The sequence below is a fragment of the Nocardiopsis oceani genome, from assembly GCF_054777395.1.
Map to the genome: position 1 here is coordinate 62,222 of NZ_BAAHAR010000005.1, position 11,186 is coordinate 73,407.

Sequence of the window (11,186 nt, forward strand, 5' to 3'; positions counted from 1 at the left end):
CAGGCTTCCATTCGGCTCTCCGCCACGCGATGGGCTGTCGGCCCGGCGTGCGCGGCCAAGGGGACCGGGCTGGCGGCCCGGCGCGCACCGCGGGCGGCTCGTGCTGGCGCCCCGGTGCCGTGTCCCTCGGAACAGCCCCGAACGCCGCGTACGGTCGCGGGAAGATCCCTTTATACCACCGAGCCGCGGTGCGGCGGACGGTGTGTGACCTGGGGCCCACCCGCCCGCCGACCGCGGCTTCGGATACTTCTCACCGTGCGCCGCCACCCTTGGGGAGGCGGCTCCGAGCGACTGTGGGGGACGCTACGGGCACGGTGTCCGGCTGTTCACCGGTGGTGTTACTTGGTGAGGTCGCCGAACTCGCTCTCCAGGGCGGCACGCTGGTTGGTGCCCAGACCCCGGACACGGCGCGACTCAGCGATGTTGAGCCGCTCCATGATCTGCTTCGCACGGACTTTGCCGACACCGGGGAGGGATTCCAGCAGTGCCGAAACCTTCATCTTGCCGATGACTTCGTCCTTGAGGCCGTTGGCAAGCACCTCGGACAGCGAGACACCACCGTTCTTGAGCTTGTTCTTGACCTCCGCGCGCTCTTTTCTGGCCTTGGCGGCCTTCTCGAGAGCCGCGCTGCGCTGCTCGGGTGTGAGGGGAGGAAGGGCCACGCCGGGTCACCTCGGATTTCTACTCGTTTGTAGAGGGCGGACGCCTGCGCAAGTTAGTAGGTCTGACCCCTGTTAGGCAACGTAAAGTGCCCTTTCAAGGGCTATTTCATTGAAGGAACTACCCAGGGTGACTGTTCAATTGCGGCCAGAGACGAAAATCAGGACTTTAGTCCCGATTGACGAGCCGGTGAACCGTGCCACCAGCGCAGGTCACCCAGGGGTGACGCGGGTCACTCTTTGCCATGATTCCTCGGTTTCGGACACACCTAATCGGTGACCGTCCGTGATCCATAACTGCGCGTGATGGGACGGATGCGGCACGGACACCCAACCCGCCAGGTTCCCTAACGGATCCGCCCAGGACACGGACCCGCGGACCCCGCGGAGAGGTTTCAGACACGGACCCCGGCACGCCGGACGGCCGCCGCGATGGACGACGCCGCCGCACCGGGGTCCGCGGCACGGGTGATCGGGCGACCGATGACCAGAAGATCCGCCCCTGCCTCGATCGCCTCCTCAGGGGTGGCCACCCGGAACTGGTCACCCTTGTCGGCCCCCGCCGGGCGCACGCCCGGGGTGATCAGGGTGACGTCCGGGCCCACCTCAGCACGCACGAGCGCAACCTCCTGCGGCGAGCACACCAGTGCGCGCGCACCCGCGCCCACCGCGAGCGCCGCGAGGCGTCGCACGGCGTCCCGTGCCGGACCGAGCAGCCCCACCTGCTCAAGGTCCGTCTCGTTCATGGAGGTGAGCACTGTCACCGCCGCGATCTTGGTGTCCGGAGCGGCCTCGACCGCGGCCCGGACCATGTCCGCGCCCCCTCCTGCGTGAACGGTCAGGATCGAGGGCCGAAGGCCCGCGACACTACGCGCCGCACCGGCGACCGTGGCGGGGATGTCGTACAGCTTCAGGTCCAGGAAGACACCGACACGGTTCGCGCCGCGCACTGCGCTGATGACCTCGGGCCCGTACCGCAGGTACAGCTCCAGGCCCACCTTCACCGTGCTCACGTGCGGTGCGACCGCCGAGGCCCAGGTAGCCGCCGTCTCGATCTCCTTGGCGTCGATCGCGACAGCGATGGGCGCGGTAGGCGCGGTCATTCGGTATCTCCAATCGTGTGCCGCCGACGCGGAGCGCCGGCGCCTGAGGCATTCGTCGGTATTTACGTCTGTGATTACAGAAGCACCGGACGATGCACGTTCACTGTCATGTGCACACCATCAGAGTGTGCGATTCCCCGGATCGAAGGCTTCATGCACCCATCCCGGATCACTTCCCCGTAACAGCCGCCCAAACGGCCGCAGGCGAACGCCGCCCGCGAACCCTCGCCCGGATGCCGGACGCACCCGCTTGGCCACACAGAGCCATCTCAACGCCGTTCAGGCCGGTCAGGGCCTTGCGGCGCCGCATACCGACCCTCACACTCCGATCCCGGCCCGGTGGGCGGCGCCCACGATGTCGGCGGCCTTGACGACCCCGCGTGCAGCGAGCGCCTCGGTGAACTCCCTCAGCACCCGCGTACAGGCCGACGGGTCGGCGAAGTTCACCGTCCCCACGGCCACCGCGCTCGCCCCCGCGGCCATGAACTCCAGGACGTCGGCCCCGGTGCGCACGCCGCCCATGCCGATGATCGGCACGTCGGGGAAGGCCTCGTGGACCCGGTAGACGCACCCCACCGCCAGCGGACGGATCGCCGGGCCGGAGAGGCCGCCCATACCCCCGGCGACCGTCGGCCTCAGCGTCCGGGTGTCCACACTCATACCCCGCAGGGTGTTGATCATGGTCAGGCCGTCCGCCCGGGCCGCGACGCAGGCGCTGGCCAGGCCCACGACGTCCGGCACGTCCGCGGAGAGCTTGGCCAGGACGGGCAGGTCCGACCGGGCGTGAGAGCGCACCGTCTGCACCACGGCGGCGGCCTGGGCCACGTCGTCGGCGAAGTAGCGCCCCTGGGGATCGGCCGGATCGAGGCAGGAGAGGTTCACCTCGATGGCGCCGACCCCCTCCGCGTCGGAGACCCGCCTGGCCAGCTCCCCGAACTCGCCCACGCCCGAACCCGCGATGGAGACGATCGCCCTCCCCCCTCGGGAGAGCAGCCATGGCAGGTCCCTTTGGAGGAACACGTCGACGCCCGGCCCCTGCATGCCCGTGGTGCTCAGCATCCCGCTGGGTGTCTCCGCCATGCGCGGCGCCGGTCTCCCCGCCCGCGGCTCCAGCATCAGCGATTTCGTGGTGACGGCACCGATCTCGCCGATGTCGAAGAACTGGGCCAGCTCGCGCCCCGAACCCGCGCATCCGGCGGCGGTCACCACCGGGTTCGGAAGCTGGAGGGAGCCCATCCTGGTCCTGAGGTCTGCGTTCAATTGCCTTCGCTCGCTCGCATCCGCATGCGTGGCTGTGTCAGTTGTGTGGCTGTGTCAGTCAGTCCGGGTCCGTCGGTCCGGTAAGTCACGCGATGTCACGGGCGGCTTCCGAGGCGCGGGCGGCACCCGACCCCTTCCACCCCGGTGCGCCCAGCGCGTCGAAGGGGATCGTGCCGACGTCGTCGAAGCGCACCTGCTCGCCGCGGAACACCGGGCCGTCCACACAGGAACGCGCCATCCGGGTGATCCCGTCGTCCCCCACCACCGGGATCACGCAGGTCATGCAGATCCCGACACCGCAGGCCATGGTCTCCTCGACCGCGACCTGCACGGGGACCCCGTGGTTACCCGCCACCGCCGTGGCCGCGCGCAGCATCGGCATGGGTCCGCAGGCGTACACGGCGTCGGAACGGGCCTCCTCGATCACCCGCCCCAGAACGTCGGTGACCCGGCCACGTGTACCGAAGGAGCCGTCGTCGGTGGTGAAGGCGGCGGTCTCGGCGATCCGGCGCGCGGTGATGGCGCTGAACACGCGGTCGGCGGAGGCACCGCCGAGTACGAAGTCCACCCGGCACCCGCGCCTGCGCAGCGACAGGGCGAGCGGGAACAGGGGCGCGCTCCCCGAGCCCCCGCCCACGAGCACGCAATTGACCGGGTCCCGGGGCAGGGGAAAGGGGCGGCCGAGAGGACCGACCACGTCGAGCAGGTCGCGTGACCTCCGCTCCGACAGCCAAGCGGTCCCGCTGCCACGCACCGCGAACAGGAACTCGACGGTGCCGCCGTAGTCGGGTTTGACGTCGTGGATCGCGAAGGGGCGGCGCAGAATGGTGCTGGAGTGGTCGCCCCCGACCGCCACCGACACGAACTGGCCGGAGCGGAACCGCTCGGCGATGCCCGGCGCGACAACGGTGATGGCGTAGTAGGCGTCCACCCTGCGCACGTTCAGCACGGGGCACCTGGTCTGCACCGGTCCGTTGTCGCTCATCTGTCCTGGCAGCCTCTCTGGAACTCAGCTATACGGTTCGGGGCCGGAGGGTTCTCGCTAGCGGCTTGACTCGCCTTGCAGAACCCTAGCGGCGCCCGAACCAACCACTACAGCCTAGGAGGCATCACGGCTCGCCGTGAGCGACTCGGCGTGCTCTTGGAGGGAGCGGACCCCTACGTCGCCTCGGACGCGGGCCTCAATCGCCTGGACCGCGGCGGCCAGACCCTGCACCGTGGTGACACTCGGCACCCCGCGCAGGATGGCCGCGGTCCGGATCTCGTACCCGTCCAGTCGCGGGCCGGACTGTCCCGCGCTACCGAACGGGGTGTTGACGATCAGGTCGACGCCGCCGTCGTTGATGAGCTGCACGATGGTGGGCTCACCCTGGGGCCCGGTGCCCGTGCTGTGCTTGCGCACGACACTGGCGTGGACCCCGTTGCGGCGCAGCACCACGGCGGTGCCCTCGGTCGCCAGGATCTCGAAACCGAGGTCGTCCAGGCGCTTGACCGGGAAGATCATCGAGCGCTTGTCGCGGTTGGCGACGGAGACGAACACCTTGCCCTGGGTGGGCAGTGAACCGTTGACCGCCAGCTGGGACTTCGCGTACGCGGGGCCGAACTCGGTGTCCAGACCCATGACCTCGCCGGTGGAGCGCATCTCGGGGCCGAGGATGGTGTCGACGCCCTCGCCCTCCTTGTTGATGAACCGGTTGAAGGGAAGGACGGCCTCCTTGACCGACACCGGGGCGTCGGCGGGCAGGTCGCCGCCGTCACCCTTGGCGGGCAGCAGGCCCTCGGCGCGGAGCTCGGCGACGGTGCTGCCGGCCATGATGCGGGCAGCGGCCTTGGCCAGCGGCACCGCGGTGGCCTTGGAGACGAACGGCACCGTACGGGAGGCGCGCGGGTTGGCCTCGAGGACGTTCAGGACGCCGGAGGCGAGCGCGTACTGGACGTTGAGCAGGCCCCGGACCCCGGTGCCGCGCGCGATGGCTTCGGTGGAGTAGCGGATGCGCTCGATGTCCTCGCTGCCCAAGGTGATCGAGGGCAGGGTGCACGCCGAGTCGCCCGAGTGGATCCCGGCCTCCTCGATGTGCTCCATGACGCCGCCCAGGTACAGGTCCTTGCCGTCGTAGAGGGCGTCGACGTCGATCTCGATGGCATCGTCGAGGAACCGGTCGATGAGGACGGGGTGCTCGGGACTGACCTCGGCGTTGCGCTCGATGTAGTCGGCGAGCATCGCCTCGCTGTACACGATCTCCATGCCGCGGCCGCCCAGGACGTAGGACGGGCGGACCATGACCGGGTAGCCGATCTCGTCAGCGGCGGTCTTGGCCTCGGCGAAGGAGTAGGCCATGCCGTACTTGGGCGCGGGCAGCCCCGCGTCGTTCAGGACCTTGCCGAACGCACCCCGGTCTTCGGCCAGGTCGATGGCCTCGGGGCTGGTGCCGATGATGGGCACACCGGCGGCCTTGAGGCGGCGGGCCAGGCCGAGGGGCGTCTGCCCGCCCAGCTGGACGATGACGCCCACGACCGGTCCGGCCGCCTGCTCGGCCCGTACGACCTCGAGCACGTCCTCCAGGGTGAGCGGCTCGAAGTAGAGGCGGTCGCTGGTGTCGTAGTCGGTGGAGACGGTCTCGGGGTTGCAGTTGACCATGACGGTCTCGAACCCGGCGTCGGAGAGGGCGAAGGAGGCGTGGACGCAGGAGTAGTCGAACTCCACGCCCTGGCCGATGCGGTTGGGGCCCGAGCCAAGGATGATGATCTTGGGCTTGTCCCCGGCCGGGACCTCGCTCTCCTCGTCGTAGCTGGAGTACAGGTACGGCGTCTGGGCCTCGAACTCGGCGGCGCAGGTATCCACGGTCAGGTAGACGGGGTGGATACCCAGGGCGTGCCGGAGCTCGCGGACGACGTCCTCGGACTTGCCGGTGATCTCGCCGATCTGGACGTCGGAGAATCCCAGTCCCTTGGCTTCGCGGAGCAGGCCAGCGTCGAGTTTGGGGGCGTCGGCAAGGACGCGCGCCGTCTCCTCGAGACGCAGCATCTGGTCCAGGAACCAGGGGTCGATCTTGGTGGCCTCGTGCAGTTCCGCGACGGTGGCGCCGGCGCGGAGGGCCTGCTGGACCTGGCGGAGGCGGTGCTCGGTGGGCTGCGCGGAACGGCTGAGGAGCTCGTCCTTGTCGCCGGGCTCCCCCGCCCAGGTCAGGCCGACGCCTGCCTTCTCCAGGGAGCGCATGGCCTTCTGGAGCGCTTCGGGGAAGGACCGGCCGATGGCCATGGCCTCACCCACCGACTTCATGGTGGTGGTCAGGCCGGCGTCGGCACCCGGGAACTTCTCGAAGGCGAAGCGTGGGACCTTGACGACCACGTAGTCGAGCGTGGGCTCGAAGCTGGCCGGGGTCTCCTTGGTGATGTCGTTCGGGATCTCGTCCAGCGTGTAGCCGACGGCGAGCTTGGCGGCGATCTTGGCGATCGGGAAGCCGGTGGCCTTGGAGGCCAGCGCCGAAGAGCGGGACACGCGGGGGTTCATCTCGATGACGATGATCCGGCCGGTGGTGGGGTGGACGGCGAACTGGATGTTGCAGCCGCCGGTGTCCACTCCGACCTCGCGGATGACCGCGATACCGACGTCGCGGAGCTTCTGGTACTCGCGGTCGGTGAGGGTCATGGCGGGGGCGACGGTGATGGAGTCACCGGTGTGCACGCCCATGGGGTCGAGGTTCTCGATGGAGCACACGACCACGACGTTGTCGTTGGTGTCGCGCATCAGCTCCAGCTCGTACTCCTTCCAGCCGAGGATGGACTCCTCCAGGAGCACCTCGGTGGTCGGGGAGAGCGCGAGTCCCTGGCCCGCGATGCGGCGCAGCTCGTCCTCGTCATGGGCGAAGCCGGAGCCGGCGCCGCCCATGGTGAAGGAGGGGCGCACGACGACGGGGTAGCTGAGCTCTTCAGCCGCGTCCAGGCACTCCTGGAGGGTGTGGCAGATGCGGGAGCGGGCGGATTCGCCGCCGATGCGCTCGACGATCCCCTTGAAGGTCTCGCGGTCCTCGCCGGACTGGATGGCGTCGATGTTGGCGCCGATGAGCTCGACGTCGTACTTGGCCAGGACGCCCGAGTCGTGCAGGTCGACGGCGGCGTTGAGCGCGGTCTGTCCGCCAAGGGTGGGCAGGAGGGCGTCGGGGCGCTCCTTGGCGATGATCTTCTCGATCATCTCGGGGGTGATCGGTTCGACGTACGTGGCGTCGGCGATCTCCGGGTCGGTCATGATCGTGGCCGGGTTGGAGTTGACCAGGATGACCCGGAGGCCCTCGGCCCGCAGAACGCGGCAGGCCTGGGTGCCCGAGTAGTCGAACTCGGCCGCCTGCCCGATCACGATCGGGCCGGAGCCGATCACGAGGACGGATGAAAGGTCACTACGGCGCGGCATGCTCTGTTCCTCTTACTACTTGGCAGCCGGTTCGGGCTGGGCGGACATCAGGTCGACGAACTCGTCGAAGAGCTCGGCGGCGTCGTGGGGACCCGCGGCGGCCTCCGGGTGGAACTGGACGCTGAACACGGGTCGGTCCAACAGCCGCAGGCCCTCGACGACCTGGTCGTTGAGGCCGATGTGGCTGACCTCGGCCCGGCCGTAGGGGGTGTCGAAGGGGGTGTCGAGCGGGGCGTCGACGGCGAAGCCGTGGTTCTGGCTGGTGATCGCCACCTTCTTGGAGCGGGTGTCGATCACCGGCTGGTTGACGCCCCGGTGGCCGAAGGGCAGCTTGTAGGTGCCCAGGCCCAGGGAGCGGCCCAGGATCTGGTTGCCGAAGCAGATGCCGAAGAGCGGCCTGCCGGAGTCCAGGACACCGCGCATAGCGTCGACGGGGTGGTCGGCGGTGGCGGGGTCGCCGGGGCCGTTGCTGAAGAACACGCCGTCCGGGTCCAGGGCGAGGATGTCCTCGGTGGTGGCGGAGGCGGGCAGCACGGTGACCTTGCAGCCGCGCTCAGCGAGCCGCTGGGGGGTCATCGCCTTGATGCCGAGGTCGACCGCCGCGACGTGGAAGCGCGTCTCGACGCCTTCGGGCGGGAGGACCTCGTAGGCCGTGTCGGTGCTGACCTCGGCAGCCAGGTCGGAACCGGCCATGCGGGGCTGCTCCAGGATGCGGGCGAGCAGCGCCTTGGGGTCTGTCTCGACGGTGCTGATGGCCGCGCGCATGGCGCCCCGGTCACGCAGGTGGCGGGTGAGGGCTCTGGTACCGCTGAGCGCGATCCCGACCACGTTCTGGCGGCGCAGCTCCTCGTCGAGGGTGCGCTGGGCGCGCCAGTTGGAGGGGATGCGCGCGGGCTCGCGGACGACGTAGCCCGCGACCCAGATCCGGCCGGACTCGGGGTCGTCGTCGTTGACCCCGGTGTTGCCGATGTGCGGCGCGGTCATCGCAACGATCTGGCGGTGATAGGAGGGGTCGGTGAGGGTCTCCTGGTAACCGGTCATCCCGGTGTTGAAGACCGCCTCCCCGAAGGTCTCGCCGGTGGCGCCGAAGGAGCGGCCGTGGAACACACGCCCGTCCTCAAGCACCAGAATCGCCGGACCGCCGGTCTCCTCGGACACGTTTCCCCCCTCTGTGGCGCCAGGGCTGGCCTGGGCTTGCACTGCGTTCATGCTGCTCAATTGATCTTCCCCTCCAGGACGGTCGGGGTACCGCGCAGGAACGTGGCGCGGACCCGGCCGGGCAGGGTCATGTCCCGGAAGGGGGTGTTGCTGCTCTTGGTGACCATGGCGGCGCCCTCGACGTCGACCGACGACGCGGGGTCGTACAGGACGACGTTGGCGGGTTCACCGACTGCCAGCTCGCGGCCGTGCCCGCTCACCCGGCCGATGCGGGCGGGCGTGGTGGACATCCGGTCGGCGACCTGGGCCCAGGTGAGAAGACCGGTGTCGACCATGGTGCGCTGCACGACCGCCAACGCGGTCTCCAATCCGACCATTCCCATGGCGGCCGTGGACCACTCGGTCTCCTTGGCCTCCACCGGGTGGGGGGCGTGGTCGGTGGCGACGATGTCGATCGTGCCGTCGGCCAGTCCCTCTCGCAGCGCCTCGACGTCCTCGGCGGTGCGCAGCGGCGGGTTGACCTTGTAGATGGGGTCGTAGCTCTCCACCAGCTCATCGGTGAGGAGCAGGTGGTGGGGGGTGACCTCGGCGGTGACGTCGCAGCCGCGCTCCTTGGCCCAGCGGATGATGTCGACCGAGCCCTTGGTGGAGATGTGGCACACGTGCAGGCGCGATCCGACGTGCTGGGCGAGCAGGCAGTCGCGGGCGATGATCGCTTCCTCCGCGACGGCGGGCCAGCCGGGTAGGCCGAGGCGGTCGGAGACGCAGCCCTCGTTCATCTGGGCGCCTTCGGTGAGGCGCGGCTCCTGCGCGTGCTGGGCCACGACGCCGTCGAAGGCCTTGACGTACTCCAGGGCGCGGCGCATGAGCAGGGCGTCAGAGACGCAGATGCCGTCGTCGGAGAAGACACGGACCTGTGCGGCGGAGTCGGCCATGGCGCCGATCTCGGAGAGCTGCTTCCCGGCCAGGCCGACGGTGACGGCGCCGACGGGGCGCACGTCGCAGTATCCGGCCTCGCGGCCCAGGTGCCAGACCTGTTCGACCACGCCGGCGGTGTCGGCGACGGGGTCGGTGTTGGCCATGGCGTGGACGGAGGTGTAACCGCCCATGGCGGCGGAGCGCGAGCCGGAGGCGACGGTCTCGGCGTCCTCCCGGCCGGGCTCGCGCAGGTGGGTGTGCAGGTCCACGAGTCCGGGCAGGGCGATCAGGCCGGTGGCGTCCACGACCTGTGCTCCCTCGGGGGCCTCCAGGTCGGGGCCGATCGCGGCGATCTGGCCGTCGGCGAACAGCAGGTCGACGGGGTCGCCGCCGAGCGGGCGGGCGCCGCGGATCAGGTGTGGTCCTTGGTTTTCGGGCATGGAGATGTCGGCTTTCTCGTGTTCGTGAAGTTGGCGGCCGGGTCGGGGCTGCGGAAGCCCGGCCCCGTTCGGGCGCCGGCAGGGTTCTGGAGGTGCCGGAGGTGGGATTGCTCGGACAAGTACCGCGCCGCAGGCATCCGTTGAGGGCGGTGGCGGGCGACGGGTGGGCGAGCCATCACACCGCAGGTGCCGAAGGTTCCTGCCTTGCTTTTTGGCGCCCGAACACGGGCCGAAGCGAAGCGGAGGCCCAAAGCAAACACTTCTAGGACCCACCGAGCAACAGGTAGAGCACGGCCATGCGCAGGCTGACACCGTTGGCGACCTGTTCTGTGACGGTGCAGCGGGGCGAGTCGGCGACCTCGGCGGAGATCTCCATGCCGCGCACCATCGGGCCGGGGTGCATGACGATGGCCTCGGAGGGCATGCGGCCCAGCCGCTCGCCGTCGAGCCCGTAGTTGCGGCTGTACTCGCGGACGGAGGGGAAGAAGGAGTCCTGCATGCGCTCGGCCTGGACGCGCAGCATCATGACCGCGTCGGACTTGGGCAGCACGTCGTCGAGGTCGTAGGAGACCTCACACGGCCAGGTGTGTACCGAGACTGGCAGGAGGGTCGGCGGCGCGACCAGGGTGACGTGCGCCCCCAGGGTGGTGAGCAGCAGGACGTTGGAGCGGGCGACCCGGCTGTGCAGGATGTCGCCGACCACGGCCACGCGCAGGCCCTCGAGGCGGCCCAGCCGGTCGCGCATGGTGTAGGCGTCCAGCAGCGCCTGGGTGGGGTGCTCGTGGGTGCCGTCACCCGCGTTGAGAACGGACCCGTCCACCCAGTTGGCCAGTCGGTGGGCGGCGCCGGAAGCGCTGTGCCGGATGACGACTCCGTCCGCGCCCATGGCTTGGAGGGTGAGCGCCGTGTCCTTGAGGCTCTCGCCCTTGGAGACGCTGGATCCCTTGGCGGAGAAGTTGATGACGTCGGCGGACAGGCGCTTGGCGGCGAGCTCGAAAGAGGTCCGGGTGCGGGTGGAGTCCTCGTAGAAGAGGTTGACCACGGTGCGTCCGCGCAGGGTGGGGAGCTTCTTGACGGAGCGGTCCCCGACCTGGGCGAGTTCGGCGGCGGTGTCCAGGACCAGGGTGGCCTCTTCATGGCTGAGGTCGCCCGCGGAGAGGAGGTGGCGCATCAGTCTTCCCCTTCTGTGGTTCCGGGGGCTGTGGGGCCGGAGCTGGCGGGAGACTCGGGCCGAAGGCCG

The 11,186-nt window shown here is 69.7% G+C and carries 8 protein-coding genes; all 8 read right to left on the minus strand.

The features are described 5' to 3' along the window. Window positions 1-338: 338 nt before the first annotated feature. The 8 genes from mihF to ACYVDG_RS04020 all read right to left on the minus strand — a co-directional run bounded on the left by mihF (window position 339) and on the right by ACYVDG_RS04020 (window position 11,117). On the minus strand, window positions 339-662 hold the full coding sequence (mihF, locus tag ACYVDG_RS03985) for an integration host factor, actinobacterial type (RefSeq protein WP_460746901.1): 324 nt from the start codon (window positions 660-662) through the stop codon (window positions 339-341). Between the two features lie 392 nt (window positions 663-1,054). Beyond that, window positions 1,055-1,762, minus strand: a complete 708-nt coding sequence (gene pyrF, locus ACYVDG_RS03990; protein WP_460746902.1) for an orotidine-5'-phosphate decarboxylase — start codon at window positions 1,760-1,762, stop codon at window positions 1,055-1,057. A 318-nt stretch (window positions 1,763-2,080) separates the two neighbouring features. Next, window positions 2,081-3,022 (minus strand): dihydroorotate dehydrogenase, encoded by a 942-nt coding sequence (locus ACYVDG_RS03995; RefSeq protein WP_460746904.1) that lies wholly within the window; start codon window positions 3,020-3,022, stop codon window positions 2,081-2,083. 85 nt (window positions 3,023-3,107) lie between these two features. Beyond that, on the minus strand, window positions 3,108-4,007 hold the full coding sequence (locus tag ACYVDG_RS04000) for a dihydroorotate dehydrogenase electron transfer subunit (RefSeq protein ID WP_460746905.1): 900 nt from the start codon (window positions 4,005-4,007) through the stop codon (window positions 3,108-3,110). A gap of 114 nt (window positions 4,008-4,121) precedes the next feature. Then, window positions 4,122-7,430: a carbamoyl-phosphate synthase large subunit gene (carB, locus tag ACYVDG_RS04005; RefSeq protein ID WP_460746906.1), complete on the minus strand. Its 3,309-nt coding sequence runs from the start codon at window positions 7,428-7,430 to the stop codon at window positions 4,122-4,124. A gap of 15 nt (window positions 7,431-7,445) precedes the next feature. Further along, a complete protein-coding gene (carA, locus tag ACYVDG_RS04010; RefSeq protein ID WP_460746907.1) occupies window positions 7,446-8,588 on the minus strand; it encodes a glutamine-hydrolyzing carbamoyl-phosphate synthase small subunit in 1,143 nt (380 codons plus the stop codon). A 56-nt stretch (window positions 8,589-8,644) separates the two neighbouring features. After that, entirely contained in the window at window positions 8,645-9,946 is a 1,302-nt protein-coding gene (locus ACYVDG_RS04015) for a dihydroorotase (RefSeq protein ID WP_460746909.1), read from the minus strand. A 262-nt stretch (window positions 9,947-10,208) separates the two neighbouring features. Beyond that, the gene (locus tag ACYVDG_RS04020; protein ID WP_460746910.1) at window positions 10,209-11,117 is read right to left on the minus strand and encodes an aspartate carbamoyltransferase catalytic subunit; all 909 of its coding nucleotides are present in this window, start codon (window positions 11,115-11,117) and stop codon (window positions 10,209-10,211) included. Between the last annotated feature and the right edge of the window lie 69 nt (window positions 11,118-11,186).

What these genes read in the sequence shown, in the direction of transcription:
- carB (WP_460746906.1), bottom strand. Translation starts at nt 7,430, where the DNA reads ATGCCGCGCCGTAGTGACCTTTCATCCGTCCTCGTGATCGGCTCCGGC.
- ACYVDG_RS04020 (WP_460746910.1), bottom strand. Translation starts at nt 11,117, where the DNA reads ATGCGCCACCTCCTCTCCGCGGGCGACCTCAGCCATGAAGAGGCCACC.
- ACYVDG_RS04000 (WP_460746905.1), bottom strand. Translation starts at nt 4,007, where the DNA reads ATGAGCGACAACGGACCGGTGCAGACCAGGTGCCCCGTGCTGAACGTG.
- ACYVDG_RS04015 (WP_460746909.1), bottom strand. Translation starts at nt 9,946, where the DNA reads ATGCCCGAAAACCAAGGACCACACCTGATCCGCGGCGCCCGCCCGCTC.
- pyrF (WP_460746902.1), bottom strand. Translation starts at nt 1,762, where the DNA reads ATGACCGCGCCTACCGCGCCCATCGCTGTCGCGATCGACGCCAAGGAG.